The sequence below is a fragment of the Streptomyces sp. NPDC014870 genome (genome assembly GCF_043081505.1).
Taxonomy (GTDB): Bacteria; Actinomycetota; Actinomycetes; order Streptomycetales; family Streptomycetaceae; genus Streptomyces.
This window is the reverse complement of the sequence record NZ_JBIBWQ010000004.1, coordinates 418,982-437,997: the sequence shown is the minus strand read 5'-3', so window position 1 is coordinate 437,997 and position 19,016 is coordinate 418,982. Positions and strand designations below refer to the sequence as shown.

18 protein-coding genes are annotated in these 19,016 nt (G+C 74.0%); 9 read left to right on the top strand and 9 right to left on the bottom strand.

What is annotated here, in order from left to right:
• Window positions 1-47: 47 nt before the first annotated feature.
• From ACF09C_RS14495 to ACF09C_RS14485, 3 genes are all read right to left on the bottom strand, one after another.
• On the bottom strand, window positions 48-1,235 hold the full coding sequence (locus ACF09C_RS14495) for an asparaginase (RefSeq protein WP_392091803.1): 1,188 nt from the start codon (window positions 1,233-1,235) through the stop codon (window positions 48-50).
• Window positions 1,236-1,299: 64 nt separating this feature from the next.
• Window positions 1,300-1,608, bottom strand: coding sequence for a chorismate mutase (locus ACF09C_RS14490; RefSeq protein ID WP_362428486.1), 309 nt, complete (start codon window positions 1,606-1,608; stop codon window positions 1,300-1,302).
• An 11-nt stretch (window positions 1,609-1,619) separates the two neighbouring features.
• Entirely contained in the window at window positions 1,620-2,507 is an 888-nt protein-coding gene (locus tag ACF09C_RS14485) for an AraC family transcriptional regulator (RefSeq protein ID WP_392091802.1), read from the bottom strand.
• A 208-nt stretch (window positions 2,508-2,715) separates the two neighbouring features.
• Here ACF09C_RS14485 and ACF09C_RS14480 point away from each other — a divergent pair, with 208 nt between their 5' ends.
• Entirely contained in the window at window positions 2,716-4,473 is a 1,758-nt protein-coding gene (locus tag ACF09C_RS14480; RefSeq protein WP_392091801.1) for a beta-galactosidase family protein, read from the top strand.
• Between the two features lie 113 nt (window positions 4,474-4,586).
• Here the strand turns inward: ACF09C_RS14480 and ACF09C_RS14475 are convergent, their stop codons facing one another.
• The gene (locus ACF09C_RS14475; protein ID WP_392091800.1) at window positions 4,587-5,372 is read right to left on the bottom strand and encodes a S1 family peptidase; all 786 of its coding nucleotides are present in this window, start codon (window positions 5,370-5,372) and stop codon (window positions 4,587-4,589) included.
• A 159-nt stretch (window positions 5,373-5,531) separates the two neighbouring features.
• Between ACF09C_RS14475 and ACF09C_RS14470 the strand changes: the two genes are divergently transcribed.
• Complete coding sequence (locus ACF09C_RS14470) at window positions 5,532-6,434, top strand: hypothetical protein (RefSeq protein WP_392091799.1); 903 nt, start codon at window positions 5,532-5,534, stop codon at window positions 6,432-6,434.
• 50 nt (window positions 6,435-6,484) lie between these two features.
• Window positions 6,485-8,035, top strand: a complete 1,551-nt coding sequence (locus ACF09C_RS14465; protein ID WP_392091798.1) for an ankyrin repeat domain-containing protein — start codon at window positions 6,485-6,487, stop codon at window positions 8,033-8,035.
• Here the strand turns inward: ACF09C_RS14465 and ACF09C_RS14460 are convergent.
• Genes ACF09C_RS14460 through hsaA form a run of 5 tightly spaced genes read right to left on the bottom strand, consistent with a single transcriptional unit; the run spans window position 7,995 to window position 13,082 of the window.
• Window positions 7,995-9,668, bottom strand: a complete 1,674-nt coding sequence (locus ACF09C_RS14460; protein ID WP_392091797.1) for an FAD-dependent oxidoreductase — start codon at window positions 9,666-9,668, stop codon at window positions 7,995-7,997. The two genes, ACF09C_RS14465 and ACF09C_RS14460, sit on opposite strands and share 41 nt — an antisense overlap.
• Complete coding sequence (locus tag ACF09C_RS14455) at window positions 9,665-10,126, bottom strand: flavin reductase family protein (protein ID WP_392091796.1); 462 nt, start codon at window positions 10,124-10,126, stop codon at window positions 9,665-9,667. The genes ACF09C_RS14460 and ACF09C_RS14455 overlap by 4 nt, the downstream gene beginning before the upstream one ends.
• The gene (locus ACF09C_RS14450) at window positions 10,126-11,034 is read right to left on the bottom strand and encodes a VOC family protein (RefSeq protein ID WP_392091795.1); all 909 of its coding nucleotides are present in this window, start codon (window positions 11,032-11,034) and stop codon (window positions 10,126-10,128) included. Before ACF09C_RS14450 ends, ACF09C_RS14455 begins: the two co-directional genes overlap by 1 nt.
• Window positions 11,035-11,046: 12 nt before the next feature.
• Window positions 11,047-11,910: a 4,5:9,10-diseco-3-hydroxy-5,9,17-trioxoandrosta-1(10),2-diene-4-oate hydrolase gene (hsaD, locus tag ACF09C_RS14445; protein WP_392091794.1), complete on the bottom strand. Its 864-nt coding sequence runs from the start codon at window positions 11,908-11,910 to the stop codon at window positions 11,047-11,049.
• Window positions 11,907-13,082: a 3-hydroxy-9,10-secoandrosta-1,3,5(10)-triene-9,17-dione monooxygenase oxygenase subunit gene (gene hsaA, locus ACF09C_RS14440; RefSeq protein WP_392091793.1), complete on the bottom strand. Its 1,176-nt coding sequence runs from the start codon at window positions 13,080-13,082 to the stop codon at window positions 11,907-11,909. The genes hsaD and hsaA overlap by 4 nt, the downstream gene beginning before the upstream one ends.
• A gap of 334 nt (window positions 13,083-13,416) precedes the next feature.
• Here hsaA and ACF09C_RS14435 point away from each other — a divergent pair, with 334 nt between their 5' ends.
• The 6 genes from ACF09C_RS14435 (at window position 13,417) to ACF09C_RS14410 (ending at window position 18,965) form a co-directional block, all read left to right on the top strand.
• A complete protein-coding gene (locus ACF09C_RS14435; RefSeq protein ID WP_392091792.1) occupies window positions 13,417-14,568 on the top strand; it encodes an ABC transporter substrate-binding protein in 1,152 nt (383 codons plus the stop codon).
• Between the two features lie 202 nt (window positions 14,569-14,770).
• Window positions 14,771-15,589 (top strand): ABC transporter permease, encoded by an 819-nt coding sequence (locus tag ACF09C_RS14430; protein ID WP_392092009.1) that lies wholly within the window; start codon window positions 14,771-14,773, stop codon window positions 15,587-15,589.
• Window positions 15,577-16,443 (top strand): ABC transporter permease, encoded by an 867-nt coding sequence (locus tag ACF09C_RS14425; RefSeq protein WP_392091791.1) that lies wholly within the window; start codon window positions 15,577-15,579, stop codon window positions 16,441-16,443. Before ACF09C_RS14430 ends, ACF09C_RS14425 begins: the two co-directional genes overlap by 13 nt.
• Window positions 16,440-17,525 carry an ABC transporter ATP-binding protein gene (locus ACF09C_RS14420; protein WP_392091790.1) on the top strand — a complete coding sequence of 362 codons (1,086 nt, stop codon included), beginning with the start codon at window positions 16,440-16,442 and terminating at the stop codon, window positions 17,523-17,525. The genes ACF09C_RS14425 and ACF09C_RS14420 overlap by 4 nt, the downstream gene beginning before the upstream one ends.
• Window positions 17,522-18,184: an HAD family hydrolase gene (locus ACF09C_RS14415; RefSeq protein WP_392091789.1), complete on the top strand. Its 663-nt coding sequence runs from the start codon at window positions 17,522-17,524 to the stop codon at window positions 18,182-18,184. Before ACF09C_RS14420 ends, ACF09C_RS14415 begins: the two co-directional genes overlap by 4 nt.
• A gap of 25 nt (window positions 18,185-18,209) precedes the next feature.
• Window positions 18,210-18,965 (top strand): GntR family transcriptional regulator, encoded by a 756-nt coding sequence (locus ACF09C_RS14410; RefSeq protein ID WP_392091788.1) that lies wholly within the window; start codon window positions 18,210-18,212, stop codon window positions 18,963-18,965.
• Window positions 18,966-19,016: the final 51 nt, after the last annotated feature.

The following is a 19,016-nucleotide window of genomic DNA, read 5'->3' as shown; positions in this document are numbered from 1 at the left end:
CGCTGACAGCTCAGCGCCGCGTCGTGGCGGTGGTGTGGGGTCGCGGTTCAGGCCAGGCCTGCGCCGGTGAGGTGGGCGAAGGCGGCGGTGATGCCGGGGCGGTCGTAGCCCGTGCCGCTCTTGGCGCCGGTGGAGAGCAGGGCGTGCAGCAGGAGGCGGGCCTTGGCGGGGTCGAGGGGTCCTGCGGGGATGAGGCCGCGGTGCAGGAGGTCGTACTCGGAGCCGGGGCCCCGGTAGGTGTGCGTGAGGGTGGCGCCGGCGCCGGTGCGGGAGGCGAGGACGACGGGGATGTGGGTGGCCAGGCGTTCCAGGGGGTCGACGAGCCAGGTCGGGACGTGGCCGGCGCCGAACGCGGCGAGGACGAGGCCGTCGAAGCGGGTGTCGAGGCCGTCGAGGAGTTCGCCACGGTCGCCGAGGGAGAGGGTGACCAGGGCTACGCGGACCGCCGGGTCGAGGCGGAGGGGGTGGATGGCGCTGGTGCCGGCGGGGCGGAGCAGGATGCGGGGCTCGCCCTCGACGACGCTGCCCAGGGGGCCGGCGCCCGGGGAGGCGAAGGTGGTGACGGACGTGGTGTGGGTCTTGCGGACGTGGCGGGCGGCGTGGATCTCGTCGGCGAGGACGACGAGGACGCCGAGGCCCGCGCAGCCGGGGTCGGCGGCGACGGCGATCGCGGCGGCGAGGTTGGCGGGGCCGTCGGCGCCGGGCAGGTCGGGGCGGCGCATGGCGCCGGTGACGGCGACGGCCTGGGGGGTGTCGCAGAGCAGGTCGAGGAGGAAGGCGGTCTCCTCCAGGGTGTCGGTGCCCTGGACCACGACCACGCCGGACCCTGCGGCGAGGGTGTCGCGCACCTCGTGGGCGAGGGCCGCGAGGTCCTCGAGGGTGAGCGAAGAGCTGGGGAGGCGCCGGAAGTCGCGCAGCTCGACGTCGGGGACGGGGGCGGGGGCCGTGCCGGGAGCGGCGCCCGGCCCGGCGGTGCCGGTGGGCGCGCCGGGGGCGGGGGTGGCGGCCGCACCGGGGGCGGAGGCCGGGGGCATCGCACCGGGATCCCGGGTCGTCCCGCCAGGGGCCCCGGGGGCCTCGGTGGTTCCGGTCGGGGTGGGAGGTGGTGCGTCCGGGCCGGCGGTGCTGGTGGGGATGCCCAGGGCGGCGAGGACTTCCGTGCCGGTCATGCGGCTTGCGTCGCCGCCGCGGGCGGAGATGGTGCCGCCGAGGGTGAAGACCGTGACGCGGTTCATCCGACTGCTCCGTTCGTCGCGGCGACGGGGCCGCAGGGGTTCGTCTTCGTGCCCGGTGCCGTGGTCAGCCCTGGGCTCCGTCCGCGATGGTCTCGTGGTGGCGGATGACCTCGGCGATGATGAAGTTCAGGAGCTTCTCGGCGAACGCCGGGTCCAGCTTCGCGCTCTCGGCCAGTTCGCGCAGCCGGGCGATCTGGCGGGCCTCGCGCGCGGGGTCGGCGGGCGGGAGCTGGTGGCGGGCCTTGAGGACGCCGACCTGCTGGGTGCACTTGAAGCGTTCGGCGAGCATGTGGACGACCGCCGCGTCGATGTTGTCGATGCTTTCGCGCAGCCGGGTCAGTTCCGCCGTCACGGACTCGTCGATCTCACTCATGAGCAGCGAGCTTAGACGGATCGGCCGGCGATCGTCGGGGGGTGTTCGGGATCCGGGATGCGGTCGCTCCAGCCGCCGGGGACCGCCCTGCCCTGCTGTTCGCGGAAGCGGACGGGGGCGGTGCCGACCCTGCGGGTGAAGAGCCGGGAGAAGTAGGCGGCGTCGTCGTAGCCGATGCGGCGGGCGACGGCGGCGACGGGCAGTTCGGTGGCGGCGAGGAGTTCCTTGGCGCGGCCCAGCCGGATGGTGAGCAGGTAGTCCTTGGGGCTGCAGCCGGCGGCGCGGCGGACGGCGGTGCGGAGTTCGGCCTGGGTCATGCCGTGCCGGGCGGCGTGTTCGGCGACGGACAGCGGCTGGAAGGCGTCGCGGGCGAGGGCGGTGAGGACGGGGTCGCCGTCGGCGTTGGTGTCGGCGCGGGCGCGGCGCAGGGCGACGAGGAGTTCGTGGACGGCGGCGCCGGTCTCGACCTCGAGGAGGGGGTTGCCGCGGCGGGCGGCGCGGGCGATGCGGCCGATGGCGGCGCGGGGTGCGGCGGCGTCGGCGAGGGGGACGACGGGCCGGTCGGGTTCGATGTAGCCGAGTTCGGTGTACGTGGTGGTGGCGGGTCCGGTGAAGTCGACGAAGGCCTCGTCCCAGCCGGTCTCGGGGTCGGCGGAGTAGTGGTGGGGGGTGCCGGGGGTGAGCCAGATCAGGGCGGGGGCGGTGATGGCGGTGCGGCGCCCGTCGGGGCCCCGGTACCAGCCGTTGCCGGCGCTGACGACGACGGCGACGTGGTGGTCGAGGGTGCGGGGGCCGACGGTGGGCAGGGCGCCGTGCTGGAGTCCGACGCCGAGGCAGACGAGGCCGAGGCGGTGGTGGACCGGGCTGGGCGTGAAGTAGCGCATCCAGGTGTGGTACATCGGCCGTCGCCTGCCTTTCTCCGCCGCGTTCCGGCGCCGTGTTCCGTGCCGTGTTCCGGCGCCGTGTTCCGTGCCGTGTTCCGGCGCCCTGTTCCGTGCCGCGCTCCGGCGCCGCGTTCCGTGCCGCGCTCCGGGAACGTTCTTCCGTCCAAACAGCGACGATCTTTGTCCATGGACCGGCCCGCCGCCAGAGGGCGAAGGTGAGCGCATGAGCACGTTCGCTGTGGGTGACGAGGACTTTCTGCTGGACGGCAGGCCGGTGCGGCTGCTGTCGGGGGCGCTGCACTACTTCCGGGTGCACGAGGAGCAGTGGGGACATCGGCTGGAGATGCTCCGCGCGATGGGTCTCACCTGTGTGGAGACGTACGTGCCGTGGAATCTGTACGAGCCGGAGCCCGGCCGGTACGGGGACGTGGCGGCACTGGGGCGGTTCCTCGACGCGGTGGCGGCGGCCGGGATGCGGGCGATCGTGCGGCCGGGTCCTTATATCTGCGCCGAGTGGGAGAACGGCGGGCTGCCGCACTGGCTGACAGGCCGCCTGGGGCGGCGGGTGCGGTCGGCCGACGCGGAGTACCTGGGCCATGTGGAGCGCTGGTTCCGGGCGCTGCTGCCGCAGGTCGTGGAGCGGCAGATCGGTCGCGGCGGGCCGGTGATCATGGTTCAGGTGGAGAACGAGTACGGGAGTTACGGCTCCGACCAGCGGTATCTGCGGTGGGTCGCGGAGCTGCTGCTCGACTGCGGGGTGGAGGTGCCGCTGTTCACCTCGGACGGCCCTGAGGACCACATGCTGACGGGCGGGTCGGTGCCGGGGGTGCTGGCGACGGCGAACTTCGGCTCGGGGGCGCGCAAGGCGTTCGAGGTGCTGCGGCGGCACCAGCCGTCCGGGCCGCTGATGTGCATGGAGTTCTGGTGCGGCTGGTTCGACCACTGGGGCAAGGACCATGCCGTACGGGACGCGGGTGACGCGGCGGAGGCGCTGCGGGAGATCCTGGAGTGCGGGGCGTCGGTGAACGTGTACATGGCGCACGGGGGGACGAACTTCGCGGGCTGGGCGGGGGCGAACCGGGCCGGCGAGATGCACGCGGGCGAGCTGGAACCGACGGTCACGTCGTACGACTACGACGCGCCGATCGACGAGGCGGGGCTGCCGACGGAGAAGTTCTGGCGGTTCCGCGAGGTCCTTGCCGCGTACGCGGAGGGGCCGTTGCCCGAGGTTCCCGAGCCGCCGCGGCGGATCGCGGGGCCGGCGGCGGCGGACCTGGCTCAGTGGGCACCGCTCGCGGAGGTGCTCTCGGTCCTCGGCGACGAGGAGTCGGTGACGCCGGTGCCGCCGACCTTCGAGGAGTTGGGCGTCGACCGGGGCGTGGTGCGCTACCGGCTGGAGGTGCCCGGGCCGCGGCAGCCGTATCCGCTGGTCGTGGCCGGGCTCCGGGACCGTGCGGTGGTGTACGTGGACGGGGTGCGGGCGGGGGTGCTGACGGCGGAGGAGGAGGCGCTGCCGGAGCCGGTGGCCGGGCCCGCGGTGGTGGAGCTGTGGGTGGAGTCGCTGGGGCGGGTCAACTACGGGCCGCGGCAGGCGGAGCCGAAGGGGATCACGGTCGGGGTCCGGCACGAGCGGCAGTACGTGCACGGGGTGCGGGCCCGCGGTCTGCGTCTGGACGCCTTCGAGGCGGCGGCCGTGGCGAAGGTCCCGTTCCGGCCGGTGGCCGACGGAGGGGCCGGGGCTCCGGGGCTGTTCCGGGCCGTGGTGGACGTGGCCGGTCCGGGTGACGCGGCGCTCTCGCTGCCGGGCGGGGTGCGGGGCTTCGTCTGGGTGAACGGGTTCTGCCTGGGCCGGTACTGGAACGTCGGCCCGCAGGAGTCGCTGTTCGTACCGGGCCCGGTGCTCCGGGAGGGTGCCAACGAGGTGTGGGTGCTCGAACTGGAGGGCGGGGCGGAGGAGTCGGAGTCCGTACGGCTCGCGTGAGCGGATCAGCGGGTGGGCGGGAGCAGGTACGGGTCCGGATGCCTGGATGTGCGTGAGCGGGTACGGGGCGGCTCTGCCCCGTACCCGCTCACGCGCGGTTCATGCTCCTCGTACTACAGGGTCGCCGCGGCGGACTTGATCTGGGCGGCGAAGGTGGAGACCTCGGTGTACACGCCCGGGTAGTTCGGGCGGGCGCAGCCCTGGCCCCAGCTCACGATGCCGACCTGGATCCAGGCGCCGGCGTTGTCGCGGCGGAACATCGGGCCGCCCGAGTCACCCTGGCAGGTGTCGACGCCGCCCTGGGGGAAGCCGGCGCAGATCTCCTCGCCCTTGATGAGGTCGCTGCCGTAGGACTTGGCGCAGTCCGTGTCCGAGACGAACGGGACGGTGGCCTTGAGCAGGTAGCGCTGCTGGCCGCCGCCCTCGCGGGCCGCGCCCCAGCCGGCGACGGTGAACGTGCCGTTGTTGTACGCGGTGGTCTCGGCGATCTTGAGGGTGGGCACCGAGGTGATCGGCGAGGCGAGCTTGATCAGCGCCCAGTCCTTGCCGCTCCCGTTGTAGCCGGGAGCCTGGAGGACCTTGGTGGACCTGACCTTGATGGCGGCGCTGGACTGGAGGTCCACGACTCCGACGGTGGCGGTGATGCTGGTGTTGTTGCCGGAGCCGCTGACGCAGTGGGCGGCGGTGAGGACGATCTGCGGGGTCAGCATGGAGCCGCCACAGCCCATGGAGAGCCGGACCATCCAGGGGAACTCGCCCTGCGCGGCGCGGGTTCCGCCGACGACGGGGGCGGGCGCGGCGGAGGCCGTGGTGGACGGCTGGAGGCTGACGGCGGCGAGGACGACGGCGCCGGCCGCGGCGATTCTCTGCAGGGCGCGGACGAACCTGTTCTTCTTCAAGTGTCTGCCTTTCGTGGGGGGTTGGCCTTGATGGCATGTGCCCGTCAAGGCTTGGTCCGGATTATGGACACCGCTCACCGGGGGCCACAAGGGCACGATTTCGGCCAGCGCCGGGGCGCTGCGCGGGGGCCTCGTACAGTGGAGGGAAGGGGGTGCGGCGTGCCGGACGGAAGCGGAGTCGAGGGAGCCGGGGCTTCCGGCGCGGTCGTGCACGGGTTCCCGCACCTCGCCACGGTCCGGGCCTCGATCACCGCGCTGTACCGCCGACTCTCGGCGGACGGCGTACGCCAGTACGCGGCCAGCGTGCCCGCGGCGGCGGTGGCCTTCTCCGACGAGGAGGACCTCCACCTCGGGGCACAGCGGGTGGCCGGCGCCCTGGTGCACCACCTGCGGCTGCCCGAGGCGCGGATGATCGTCAGCTTCCGGGAGATGCGGCACGCGGCGACCGTCGAACTGGCGGCGGGTCCGGAGTACTTCGTCGAGCTGAACGATCGCTTCCGCGACCACCGTGCCGATGTGGGCGCGGCGCTCGCCCATGAGATCACCCACGTGCTGCTGCACCGCCTCGATCTCGGCTTCCCCGGCACCCGGGACAACGAGATCCTCACCGATGTGGTGACCACCTATCTGGGGGCGGGCTGGCTGCTGCTCGACGCGTTCCGCGAGGACGGGATGTCCCGCCAGAAGCTGGGCTACCTGACGCCGGAGGAGTTCGGATACGTGCTGGCCAAACGGGCCGAGGTGTTCGGGGAGGACCCCTCGCCGTGGTTCACCAGCCCGCGGGCGTACGAGGCGTGGACCCGGGGGCGTCAGGAGGCCGCGCGGGACGCCCGGCGGCCCCCGCTGGCGGCGGCCGGGTGGGCGGCGCGCCACCGGTACGCGAAGGACCGCCGCTACGGGCGGGCCGCGGCGGACGCTCCGTACGCCTTCGAGGGGAGCGGTGCCTCGGCCCGGGTCTCCTTCCCGTGCCCGGTGTGCCGGCAGCGGCTGCGGGTCCCGGTGGGGCGGCGGGTCCGCGCCCGGTGCGGGGTGTGCGGGACGGTTCTGGAGTGCGACGCGTAGCGGCGGATACCCATTTGCGCCGTCCGGGGCCGGCGGGTGAAGGTCGGCGCATGAGCACGTTGTTCGAGGCGATTCACGAGGGGGCCGACGCCGTCGTGCGCGCCCTGCGGGCCGGGGCCTCCCCGGAGACGGCCGACGAGGACGGGGAGACCGCGCTGTACCGGGCGGCCGTCGCGAACGAGCCGGGTGCCGTCCGGCTGTTGCTGGCCGCGGGGGCGGATCCCGGGCGGGCCGGCGGCGCCGAGGCCGGGGACCTGCCGCTGTGCGGGGCGGCCTGCGGCGGGCACGCGGACGTGGTGCGGGCGCTGCTCGCCGCCGGGGCGGTGGCGGACCAGCCGGAGGCGTACGGGTTCACGGCCATGGACTGGGCGGTACGACTCGGGCATGCGGAGACCGTACGGATCCTGCTCGAACACGGCGCCGCGCCGAGCCGGCCGGGGCCCGACGGGCTGCCGCCGCTGGTGGCGGCGGCGCGGCGCGGGTCGACGGCGAGCGTGCGGGCGCTCCTGGAGTTCGGCGCGGGCCCGGCCGAGGACGCGCTGCGCGAGGCGCGGCGCTGGATCGGCGTGGACATCGCGGAGGAGTTGCGGCGCGGCCTGCTCACGGAGGACGGCTCGGGCGCCGGGCAGGTCGGGGGCGAGGCCGGGGCCGAGGGCGGGGAGAGCGGTCGGGCGCCCGAGGTCGTCGTGCGGCGGGTGCGGGAGGACGGCGGGGTGACCGTCGTGGTAGAGGTGCTCCGGGAGGACGGCGCGCCGAGCCGCGGCAACGAGCAGCAGACCGGGCACGCGGCGATCGCGACGCTCCTGGAGCGCGCGCTCGGAGTGCGGGTCCCGCCCGAGGAGTTGGCCGCGCGGGCGCTGCGCTGCGGCGAGCCGGACCTGGACGACTGGAAGGAGGCGGTACGGACGCTGGGCGCCCGCGACGACGAGGAGTCCTTCCGGGCCGCGTCCGCCTGGTGCGCGAGCCCCGACCCGCTGCGCCGTGCCCTCGGCGCCCGCGTCCTCGGCGCCCTCGACAGCTTCACTCCCCGGGGTCTGCCGGTCCTGCGCGGGCTGGCGGCTCAGGCGGCGAAGGCGGCGCTCGGCGAGGGGCCCACGACACCCGGCGCCGCCCGCGAGCCCGCGCTCTCCGTCGTCGTCGCGCTCGGCCAGTACGGGGAGGAGGCGGCGCTGCCCGAGATGCTGGCGCTCGCCGCCCATCCCGACATCGAGGTGCGGCGGGCGCTGGGCTGCGCGCTGACCGGTCCCGTGCCCGCCGGGGACCCGGTGGCCGTGGCGACGCTGGTCGCGCTGAGCCGGGACCACGACCACGGGGTACGGGACTGGGCGACGCTCGCGCTCGCGGAGGTGCCCGAGGACACCCCGGTGCTGCGGGAGGCGCTCGTCGCGCGGCTCGCGGACGACGACGAGGACGTGGTGGCCGAGGCCGCGCGGGGTCTGGCGATGCGTCAGGATCCGCGCGCGGTCGAGGTGCTGGCGGCGATCCTCGCCGACGGGGACCCGGACGGCGCCGCCCGGGACACCGCCCTCGCCTCCGTCGAGTACGTCGAGGACCCCCGGGTCAGGACCCGCCTGGAGTGGACCGCGCCGCGATGTCGTTGACCGCCGCCCACGCGAACGCCATCGCGGGGCCGATCGTCGCGCCCGGTCCCGGATAGGTCTCCCCCATGACGGCCGCCGAGCAGTTCCCGGCCGCGTACAGGCCGGCGATGGCGCCGCCGTCCTCGCGCAGCACCCGCCCGTCGCCGTCGGTGACCAGGCCGCCCTTGGTGCCGATGTCGCCGGGGTGGACCGGGACGGCGTAGAAGGGGCCCTTGTCCAGGGGCGCCAGGTTCGGGTTCGGGAGGGTCGGGTCGCCGTAGTAGCGGTCGTAGACGGAGTCGCCGCGCCCGAAGTCCTCGTCGCGCCCTTTCGCCGCGAAGCCGTTGAAGCGGGCGATCGTCGCTTCGAGGCCGGGGGTGCCGATCAGGGCCGCCAGCTCCGCCACCGTCCCGGCGCGCTCCACGAAGCCGTCCCACCGCTTGGGGAACGGCTGGCCGGGGAAGAGGCCGGCGAAGAGGTAGCGCGCCTTGGAGCGGGCGTCGAGGATCAGCCAGGACGGGACGGTCGTCGCCTCCGGTCGGTCGCAGGCGTACATGCGGTCGACGAACCGGTGATACGGCGCGGCCTCGTTGGCGTACCGCTCCCCCGCCGCGTTCACGATCACCATGCCGGGGATGCCCCGGTCGGCGACGAGGAAGAACGGCTTCTCGCCGGGCGGGCAGACGGACGGGGCGCCCCACACCTTGTCGAGCAGGTCGGTCGCCGCGCCCAGCTCCTCGCCGAGGCGCAGGGTGTCGCCGGTCTGCCCCTCCGAGGCGTGCGTCCAGGCCGTCGAGGTGGGCGCCGGCAGGTGCTTCTCCCGGAGCTCCTGGTCGTGCGAGAAGCCCCCGGAGGCGAGGACGACACCTCCCCTGGCCCGTACGGTCCGGCCGTCGGCCAGCTCCACCCCGGCCACCCGGCCGTCCTCGACGAGGAGGCCGGCGAGCGGGGCTTTCAGCCAGAGCTCGCCGCCGAGTTCGTGCAGCGAGAGCCGCATCCGGGCGATGAGCGCCTCGCCGAGCGAGAGGAGTCTCCGTCCGGTGAGCAGGGCGCGGACGGCCCGCGCGCCGACCCTGACCGAGGCGCGGCGCCCGGCCCAGGTGCGGGCGACCATGTTGAGGAAGCGGAAGTCGTACGAGGTCATGGTCAGCCCGTACGTCGGAAGGCCGGCCCGGCGCATGGTCGCCGCGAGCGGTCCGAGCCGCTTGAGGTCGACGATCCGCGGCTCGACCGACCGCCCCTGCGCCATGCCGCCGAGGGCTTCGGGGAAGTAGTCGGAGTAGCCGGGCGTGTACATGAAGCGGACATGGGTGCGGTCGTGGAACTCCCGCACCATGCGCGGCCCGTGGGCGAGGTAGGCGTCCTTGCGGGCGGCGGGCACGCGGTCGCCGACGGTCGCGTCGAGATAGGCGCGGGCCTTCTCGTCCGTGTCCCCGAGGCCTGCCTCGTCGAGGAGGTGGTTGCCGGGGACCCAGATCGCGCCGCCGGACAGGGCGGTGGAGCCGCCGTAGCGGTCGGTCTTCTCGACGACGAGGGCGGTCAGGCCGCGCAGCCGGGCGGTGATCGCGGCGGCGAATCCGGCGGCGCCGGAGCCGACGACCACGACGTCGTACTCGTACTCGTACTCGTGCGCGTCTCCCTGGTCGGAGCTCATCCGAACACCCCTGTCGCGTAGTCGCTGCGGTAGTAGAGGAGCGGCGCGCCGTCCTCGCGGGCCTGCAGGGCCAGGACCCTGGCCGTGACCACGTGGTGGTCGCCGGCCTCGTGGACGGCGTGGACGGCGCAGTGCAGGGTGGCGAGCGCGCCCTCGATGTGGACGGCGCCGTCCTCGCTCACGGTCCAGTCGACCCCCGCGAACTTGTCGGGGCCCCGGCGGCCGAGGGAGGCGCAGACGGCTCGCTGGTCCTCGGCGAGGATGGAGATGCCGAAGTGTCCGGCGGCCCGGACGGCGGGCCAGCTGGTGGAGGTCTTCGCCACGCAGAGCAGCACCAGCGGCGGTTCGAGGGAGAGCGAGGCGAAGGACTGCACGGCCAGGCCCGCGGGCCGGCCGTCGCCGTCGAGGGCGGCGACGACCGTGATACCGCTGGCGAAGTGGCCGAGGACCTCGCGCATCAGCCGTTCCACTGGTGGCCCCAGAGACTGTCGGAGGTGATCTCCTTCGTGGTCCAGGTCGCCGGGTCGACGAGGAGGCCGTCCCAGCCGTACTCGACCTGGAAGCCGCCGGGTGCCTGGGCGTAGAAGGAGACCATGCGGTCGTTGGAGTGCCGGCCGAGGGTGGAGGCGATGGGGATGCCCGCCGCGTTCATCCGGTCGAGGCAGTAGCCGACGGCGTCGAGCGTGTCGGTCTCGACCATGAAGTGGACGATGCCGGGCGGCAGCGCGCCCGGGTAGAGGCCGAGGCTGTGGTGGCGGGCGTTGGGGCTGAGGAAGTTCATCCAGTAGAAGTCCTGGCCGGGTTCGCCGGTGGGGACGGCGACGGGCGGGAGCTTCATCCGGTCGCGGAGCTGGAAGCCGAGCAGGTGCTCGTAGAAGGTGACGGTCTCGTCCATGTTCGGGGCGGGCAGGACGACATGGCCGAGGCCGAGGTCCTGGCCGTTCGGGGCGGTGGTGACGAAGCGGTTGCCGTAGCGGGCGGGCAGCGGGCTGTGGTCCTGGGCCTGGCCCCAGTACAGCTCCAGGGGGTTGCCGGCGGGGTCGTCGACGTGGATGAGGCCCTGGACGCGGCGTTCGGCGAGGGTGGCCTGGTCGGCGTGCTTGACGGGGAAGCCGGAGGCTTCGAGCTCCTCGGCCGCCTCGTCGAGGGCGCGGGCGTTCGGGAGTTCGAAGCCGGCGGCGAGGAGCCGGTCGGTGGTCCCCGCGACGAAGGTGAGGCGGCGGATCCGGTCGTCGATGCGGGTGTGCAGGACGGTGTCGGTGGAGTCCTGGGCCTCGGCCATGCCGAGGATGTCGAGGGTGTAGGCGCGCCAGTCGGCGAGCGTGGTCGTCTCGATGCGGAGGTAGCCGAGGGAACGGATGTCCATGGGAGCGGGGTCCTATCGCGAGAAGAAGTCGAGGGCGAGGCGGTTGAACTCGTCGAAGCGTTCGACCTGGGCCCAGTGGCCGCAGTGCGGGAAGACGTGCAGCCGGGCGTCCGGGATCGTGCGCAGGGCGACGAGCGCGCCGTCGAGCGGGTTGGTGCGGTCCTCGCGGCCCCAGGTGAGCAGGGTCGGCTGGGTGATGCGGTGGCCGTCGCGCCAGAGCTGCGACTCCTGCGGCCAGGTGGCGAAGGCGGCGCCCATCCGGGCGGCGCCGAGCCGGGCGTCGGGGTCGGTGGCCTGGGTGTAGCGCTCCTCGACGAAGGCGTCGGTGACGATCGCCGGGTCGTACGCCATGGTGAGCAGGAAGGCGCGCATCTGCTCGCGGCTGGGGGCGGGCGAGGCGTTGAAGCCGAAGAGGTGCTTGATGCCCTCGGTCGGGTCGGGCGAGAAGAGGTTGACGGAGATCCCGCCCGGGCCCATCAGGACCAGCCGGTCGACCTTGGCGGGGTGGTCGACCGCGAGCCGGGCGGCGGTGCCGCCGCCGAGCGAGTTGCCGATGAAGTGGGCCTTCTCCAGGCCGAGTTCGTCCATGAGGGCGGCGACGGCGCGGGCGCTGAAGGAGAAGTAGTCGCGGTCCGGCGCGGTCTTGTCGGAGCGGCCGAAGCAGGGCTGGTCGATCAGGAGCGTACGGAAGCGCTCGGCGAAGACCGGCAGGTTGGCGCCGAAGTTGGACCAGGCGGAGGCCCCGGGGCCGCCGCCGTGGAGCATGATCACGGCGGGGGCGTCGGCGGGACCGGCCTCGTGGAAGTGGAGGGTGAGGTCGCCGGCCTTCGCGGTCCGTGAGGTGTTCTCGTGCGTGAGAGCGGTCGCGGTGGTCACAGCATCGTGTCCTGGATGTCGAGGCCGAGGGCGGCCTGGCCGTAGAGGACGAGGGCCCGCTCGGGGTCGTTGGCGGCGTGGCCGCGCCCGGTGTGGACGTCGCGCCAGGCGCGCTGGACCGGATTGGGGCCGGTACGCATCGCGCTGCCGCCGGCGTTCTCCATGAGCAGGTCGACGGCGGCGACGGCCCGTTCGGTGGCGATGACCTGGTCGCGGCGGGCGCGGGCGCGCAGCTCCATGGGCAACGGCGCGCCGGCGCGGGCGAGTTCGTACAGCTCGGCCATGTTGCGGGTGAGCTGGAGCCAGGAGGCGTCGATGTCGGCGGCGGCGCGGGCGATGCGGACCTGCGCGAAGGGGTCCTCGGCGACCTGCTGTCCGTAGCTGACGCGGAACCGCTCGCGGGTCGCGGCGACATGGCCCTCGTAGGCGCCCTCGGCGATGCCGACGATCGGGGTGGAGATGGTGGTGGTGAAGACGGAGGCGTACGGGAGCCGGTAGAGCGGTTCGGGGTTGGCGGCGAGCCCGGGCGCGTCGAGGGCGGTGACCGGGCCGAAGCTGAGCGCGCGGTGCTCGGGGACGAAGACGTCCTCGCAGACGACGTCGTTGGAGCCGGAGCCGCGCAGGCCGACGGTGTCCCAGACCTCGTCGACGCGGTAGGCGGTGCGCGGGACGAGGAAGGTGCGCATGTCGACGGGGCGGCCGTCGGCGTCGGTGACGAGGCCGCCGAGGAGGGCCCAGTCGGTGTGGTCGCAGCCGGAGGAGAAGTGCCAGCGGCCGGTGAGGGTGAAGCCGCCGTCGACGGGGGTGACCTTGCCGGTGGGGGCGTAGGAGGAGCAGATCCGGGTGTCGGGGTCGGCGCCCCACACCTCCTCCTGTGCCTTCGGCTCGTACAGGGCGACGTGCCAGGGGTGGACGCCGACGACGGAGGCGACCCAGCCGGTGGAGCCGCAGGCCTTCGCGATCTCCTTGACGGCCTTGTAGAAGGCGACGGGGTCGGCGGCGTGGCCGCCGTACGCGCGGGGCTGGAGCAGCCTGAAGAATCCGGTCGCGGCGAGCTCCTTGACGGAGTCCTCGGGGACCTTGCGGGCGGCCTCGGCCTCGGCGGCCCGCTCGCGCAGGGCGGGGGCGAGGGCGCGGACGGCCTCGAGGACGGCTCCGGTGGCGTCGCTCATCGCGTGTCCTCTCTCGGAGGGAATCGGGAGTGGCTGGACCGTACGCCCAGGTGTTCCGGAACGGCATACGGGGTTCCCGCTGAGCGGGAACCCCGAGGCCGGGGGCGCGGCGGGGGGGGGACCTGGCGCCCATGGACCCCGCCGAGGCCCATGGGTCCCGCCGCGCCCCCATCCGTGCCGAACTTGCCGGTAACCCGATCCGCCGGGGAATCGCAGGGCGGGCTTCTCCTCGCGTTCACCGAGGGGTCATCGTGACCCCCCGTAATGCAGGAGTTGTATGGACAACAGTTGTTCATACATCTTGGCCCCGCTCCCCTTCCCTCATGGAGTACGCGTGACCTCCCCTGCCCGCGCCGCCGTCCTGCTCGGCGCCCTCGGACTGACCGCCCTGTCGCTCACCGCCTGTGGTGCCGCCCCCACGAAGGGCGCCGCAGGCGCCGACGGGAAGAACCTCGCCACCGCGACCTCCGCCGCCGAGGCCGGCGGCATGGACGCCCTGATCGCCGCCGCGAAGAAGGAGGGCACGCTCAACGCGATCGCCATCCCGCGCGACTGGGCCAACTACGGCGCGATCATCGACGGCTTCACCGCGAAGTACGGCATCAAGGTGACCGTCGAGAACCCCGACGGCTCCAGCCAGGACGAGATCAACGCGGTCAAGTCCCGCAAGGGCCAGGACCGCGCCCCCGACGTCCTCGACCTCGGCGCCTCCTTCGCGCAGGCCGCCGGCGAGCAGGGCCTCACCGCCCCCTACAAGGTCGCCGCCTTCGACAAGATCCCCGGCTCGCAGCGCGACGCCCAGGGCCGCTGGTTCAACGACTACGGCGGCTACGTCTCCATCGGCTGCGACGCCAAGAAGGTCACGGTCTGCCCGCAGACCTTCGACGACCTGCTCAAGCCCGAGTACAAGGGCAAGGTCGCCCTCAACGGCAACCCGACCAAGTCCGGCTCGGCCTTCGGCGGCGTCTACGCGGCGGCGCTCGCGAACGGCGGCTCCTTCGACGACATCAAGCCGGGCATCGACTTCTTCGGCAAGCTGAAGAAGAACGGCAACTTCAACCCGGTCGAGTCGACCCCCGCCACCATCGAGAAGGGCGAGACGCCCATCTCCATCGACTGGGACTACCTGAACGCCGGTTACGCGAAGCAGTTCACGGCCAAGGGCATCGACTGGAAGGTCGCCGTGCCCACGGACGGCGTCTACGCCCAGTTCTACTCCCAGGCGATCAACAAGGACGCCCCGCACCCGGCGGCCGCCCGCCTGTGGCAGGAGTACCTGTACAGCCCCGAGGGCCAGAACCTGTGGCTGAAGGGCTTCGCCCGGCCCGTGCTGATGCCGGCCATGGAGGCCGACGGCACGCTGGACAAGACGGCCGCCGCCGCGCTGCCGAAGGTCGCGGGCACCCCGACGTTCCCGACCGAGCAGCAGACCTCCAAGGCCAAGGAGACCCTGTCGCAGGGCTGGGCCGCGGCCGTCTCCGGGTGACGCCCCGATGACTCCGCACCCCTCCACGACCCCGTCCGGGGCGGCCGACGCGTCCACCGCGCGTCCGGCCGCCCCGGCGGGGCCGGGGGCCGCCGGTTCCCCCATGACCGACGGCTCCCCCACCCTCCCGGCGCAGGCCGGCGCCGTGACCCCGGCCAAGAGCGCCGCCCCGGCCGGGCAGCCGCGCCGGGGCCGCCGCTCCATGGGCGGATGGCTCGCCGCACTGCCGCTGCTCCTGCTGGTCGCGCTCGCCTTCGGGCTGCCCGCGCTCGCCATGACCGACGGCGCCTTCACGCTCGCCGACGGCGGGTACGGCCTGGACAACCTCGAGCGGTCGGTGGACGGCGCGTACGCCACCGCGCTGCTCGGCAGCGTCAAGCTCTCCGCGCTCACCGCCGCCGCCGGCACCGTCTTCGGGCTCTTCCTCGCCCAGGCCGTGGTCTCCTCGCGCGGCCGGGCGCTGCGCGAGGCCGTCCTCACCGCGTCCGGTGTGCTCGCCAACTTCGGCGGTGTCCCGCTCGCCTTCGCCTTCGTCGCCACCCTCGGCAACGCGGGCGTGCTCACCACCGAGTTCGGCCTGGACCAGCACGGCTGGTCGCTCTACGGGTTCTGGGGCCTCGCCCTGACCTATCTGTACTTCCTCGTCCCGCTGATGGTCCTGACGGTCGCGCCCGCGCTCGACGGACTGCGCGTCCAGTGGCGCGAGGCGGCCCACGACAACGGGGCGACGACCTGGCAGTACTGGCGCCACGTCGGCATCCCGGTGCTGCTGCCGTCCCTGCTCGGCGGCTTCGTGCTGCTCTTCGGCAGCGCGTTCGCCGCGTACGCGACGGCCGCGGCGATGGTCGGCAGCTCCGTCCCGCTGGTGACCCTGCAGATCGCGGACGCGCTCTCCGGCAACGTCCTGGTCGGCCAGGAGAACGTGGCGCTCGCGCTCAGCCTCGACATGGTCGTGGTCGCGGCGCTCGTGATGGCCGTCCACCTCCCCCTCCAGCGAAGGAGCACCCGATGGCTCGCCTAGGACGTCCCGTCGTCCTCCTGGTCGCGGGGGTCTACTTCCTGGTGCCGCTGCTCGCGTCCGCCGTGTTCACCCTGGACATCCCGGGGCAGGGGCTCACCCTCTCCGCGTACACGGCGATCTTCGCCGCGCCCGGTTTCACCGGCAGCCTGCTGCTGTCGCTCGGGCTCGCGGCGGCGACCGTCGCGCTCGTCCTGCTGGTGACCGTCCCGGCGGCGGTCGCGGCCCGGCTCTCGGCGCCCCGGCTGCGGCCGGTCCTGGAGGTCGTCTGCACCCTGCCGCTGGTGGTGCCGCCGGTCGCGCTGACCGCCGGGCTCGGGACCGTCCTGCGCTGGGGCCCGGAGCACCTGTCCACGACCCCGCTCTACCAGACCTTCGTGGCCGTGCAGAACCCCGACTTCCCCTTCGTCCTTGTCCTCGCGTACGCGGTGATGGCGCTGCCGTTCGTCTACCGGGCGCTCGACGCGGGCCTGCGCTCGGTCGACCTGCGCACCCTCGTCGAGGCAGCGCGGGACTGCGGAGCGTCCTGGCCCCGCGCGCTGGTCTCGGCGGTGCTGCCGAATCTGCGGGGCGCGCTCCTGAACGGCTCGTTCCTGACCTTGGCGCTGGTGCTCGGCGAGTTCACGGTGGCCTCGCTGCTCGGCTTCCAGCCCTTCGCGGTGTGGATCGTGCAGGCCTCCGGCTCCGACGCCCGGCTCTCGGTGGCCGTGTCGCTGCTGAGCCTGCTGCTGACCTGGGTGCTGCTGCTCGCGCTGACCACCGTGGGCAACCGCCGCCGGCGCGCACCGCGCTCCGGCCGCTCCCTCCGTCCGTCCGGGGCCTTGTCGGCCTCCCGAGGAAAGACCACCAGCTCATGACCGTGACCGAGAACGTGACCGGCCCCGCCGCCAGGACCGGGGCGGCGCTCCAACTGCGCGGTCTGCGCCGGACCTTCGGCTCCGCCGTCGCCCTCGACGGCCTCGACCTCGATGTCGCCCCCGGCGAACTCCTCGCCCTGCTCGGCCCGTCCGGCTGCGGCAAGACGACCGCGCTGCGCGTGCTGGCCGGTTTCGAGCGGCCCGACGAGGGCCAGGTGCTGCTCGACGGCGAGGACATCGTGCCGGTGCCCGCCAACCGCCGTGACACGGCGATGGTGTTCCAGTCGTACAGCCTCTTCCCGCACCTCACGGCCGCCGACAACGTGGCCTTCGGGCTGCGGATGCGCAAGGTGCGGTCCGCCGAGCGGCGCGCCCGCGCCGCCGAACTGCTCGACCTCGTGGGGCTGGGCGGCCACGGTGAGCGGTTCCCGCACCAGCTCTCCGGCGGCCAGCAGCAGCGGGTCGCGCTGGCCAGGGCGCTGGCGCTGCGGCCCCGGCTGCTGCTGCTCGACGAGCCGCTGTCGGCGCTCGACGCACGGGTGCGGGTGACGCTGCGGGAGGAGATCCGCCGGCTCCAGCTGGAGCTGGGCATCACCACCGTGTTCGTCACGCACGACCAAGAGGAGGCGCTCTCGATGGCCGACCGGGTCGCCGTGATGAACGGCGGGCGGCTCGAACAGTGCGCCACGCCGACCGAGTTGTACGAGCGGCCCGCGACGGACTTCGTCGCGGAGTTCATCGGCACCATGAACCGGGTGCCGGGGCGCGCGGTCGACGGCGGAACGGCGGTCGAGGTGCTCGGGGCGACGCTTCCGGTCGGGGAACCGGACGGGCGTACGGGGGACGTGCGGGTGCTGCTGCGGCCCGAGGCCCTGGAGGTGACGGCGGGCGGCCCCGCCCACGTCACGGGGACCTCGTTCCACGGCCCGACGACCCGGCTGCGGATCGCGCTGCCCGACGGTACGGACGTCAAGGCGGACGTCCCGACGCACGCGGCGGCCGGGCTGACCCCGGGTACGGCGGTCGCGGTCCGTCCGCAGTCCCGGCCCGTGCTCCTGGCCTCCGCCGGAGCTGCGGCGTGAACGGCGCGAACCGGCTGCAGGCGGTCCTCTTCGACATGGACGGCACGCTGGTCGACACCGAGGGCGTCTGGCTCGATGTGGTGGAGTCCGCGGCCGCGCGCCGGGGCAGGACCCTGGGCGCCGAGCGGCGTACGGCGGTGACCGGCCGGTCCGTCGAGGACACGGCGGAACTGCTGCACGCCCATCTGGGGTCGCCCGCGGCGGAGTTGGCCGCCGAGCTGGGCGCGGACTTCGCCGCCCGGCTCGCGGTGGCGGTGGCACCCCGGCCGGGCGCGCTGCGGCTGCTCGCGGCGCTGCGCGCGCACCGGGTGCCGACGGCGCTGGTCTCGGCCTCGCCCCGCGCGGTCGTCGCGCAGGTGGCGAGCACCCTGGGCGGGCACCGGTTCGACGCGCTGTTCGGCGCCGAGGACACCGCGCGGACGAAGCCGGAGCCCGATCCGTATCTGGCGGCGGCCGTGGCGCTCGGCGCCGAACCGGCGCGGTGCGTGGCGGTGGAGGACAGCCCGACGGGCGTCGCCTCGGCCGTCGCGGCCGGCTGCCGGGTCCTCGCGGTGCCGTCGACGGAACCGCTGGTGGACTTCGCCGGAACCGAAGGCGTCACGCTGGCGGACTCGTTGACGGAGGTCGACCCCGAGCTGCTGAACTCCCTGGTCGGGTGAGCCGCGCACATGGCAGGGTGGGCCTGTGAGTGAGGAACGGGGCAGGACGCCGCTGTATCTGAAGGTCGCCGCGGACCTGCGGACCGCCATCACGGCGGGCGAGTACGGATCGGGCGCGAAGCTCCCCGCCGAGGACGAGCTGGCCCGCCGCTACGGCGTGTCCCGGGGCACGGTCCGCCAGGCCCTCGCCGCGCTCCGCACGGACGGGCTGATCACCTCGCGGCGGGGTTCGCGCCGGGTGGTCCTCGGCGGTCCCCGGCTGCACAGCTTCGGCGAGCTGCGCTCGTTCACGCGCTGGGCGCGCTCCCTCGGCGAGGAGCCGGGCGGCCGGATCGTGGCCGTGGAGCGGGTGCCGGCGGACGCGGAGGAGGCGGAGAAGCTGCGCGTCGAGGAGGGCGCGCCGGTCTACCGGGTGCGCCGGCTGCGCACGCTCGCGGGCGCGCCGGTGATGGTGGAGCGCACGACGTATCCGGAGCGGATCGGTGAGCTGGTGGCCGGGATGCCGCTGGACACGGTCTCGCACTCGGAGCAACTGGAGCTGCACGGCGTGCTGTTCGCGGACGCGCGGCACACCATCGACCTGGTGCCGGCCGACGCCGACGACGCGGAGCTGCTCGGCTGCCGGGTCGGGGAGTCGCTGCTGCGGGAGCGGCGGCACTCCACGGACCCGGCGGGGACGCCGGTGGAGTGGTCGCAGGACCGCTATCTGCCGGGCACGGTGGCGTTCACGATGCAGAGCTCGACGGCGACGAGCGCGCTGGGCCGCAGACTGGGTGCCTGAGTCCGCCACACGTACGACAGGAACCCGGGGTCCCAGACCCCGGGTTCCTTC

What these genes read in the sequence shown, in the direction of transcription:
- ACF09C_RS14455 (WP_392091796.1), bottom strand. Translation starts at nt 10,126, where the DNA reads ATGCGCGAGGTCCTCGGCCACTTCGCCAGCGGTATCACGGTCGTCGCC.
- ACF09C_RS14480 (WP_392091801.1), top strand. Translation starts at nt 2,716, where the DNA reads ATGAGCACGTTCGCTGTGGGTGACGAGGACTTTCTGCTGGACGGCAGG.
- ACF09C_RS14420 (WP_392091790.1), top strand. Translation starts at nt 16,440, where the DNA reads ATGACCGTGACCGAGAACGTGACCGGCCCCGCCGCCAGGACCGGGGCG.
- ACF09C_RS14425 (WP_392091791.1), top strand. Translation starts at nt 15,577, where the DNA reads ATGGCTCGCCTAGGACGTCCCGTCGTCCTCCTGGTCGCGGGGGTCTAC.
- ACF09C_RS14490 (WP_362428486.1), bottom strand. Translation starts at nt 1,608, where the DNA reads ATGAGTGAGATCGACGAGTCCGTGACGGCGGAACTGACCCGGCTGCGC.
- ACF09C_RS14495 (WP_392091803.1), bottom strand. Translation starts at nt 1,235, where the DNA reads ATGAACCGCGTCACGGTCTTCACCCTCGGCGGCACCATCTCCGCCCGC.
- ACF09C_RS14450 (WP_392091795.1), bottom strand. Translation starts at nt 11,034, where the DNA reads ATGGACATCCGTTCCCTCGGCTACCTCCGCATCGAGACGACCACGCTC.
- ACF09C_RS14485 (WP_392091802.1), bottom strand. Translation starts at nt 2,507, where the DNA reads ATGTACCACACCTGGATGCGCTACTTCACGCCCAGCCCGGTCCACCAC.
- hsaA (WP_392091793.1), bottom strand. Translation starts at nt 13,082, where the DNA reads ATGAGCGACGCCACCGGAGCCGTCCTCGAGGCCGTCCGCGCCCTCGCC.
- ACF09C_RS14465 (WP_392091798.1), top strand. Translation starts at nt 6,485, where the DNA reads ATGAGCACGTTGTTCGAGGCGATTCACGAGGGGGCCGACGCCGTCGTG.
- ACF09C_RS14460 (WP_392091797.1), bottom strand. Translation starts at nt 9,668, where the DNA reads ATGAGCTCCGACCAGGGAGACGCGCACGAGTACGAGTACGAGTACGAC.
- ACF09C_RS14430 (WP_392092009.1), top strand. Translation starts at nt 14,771, where the DNA reads ATGGGCGGATGGCTCGCCGCACTGCCGCTGCTCCTGCTGGTCGCGCTC.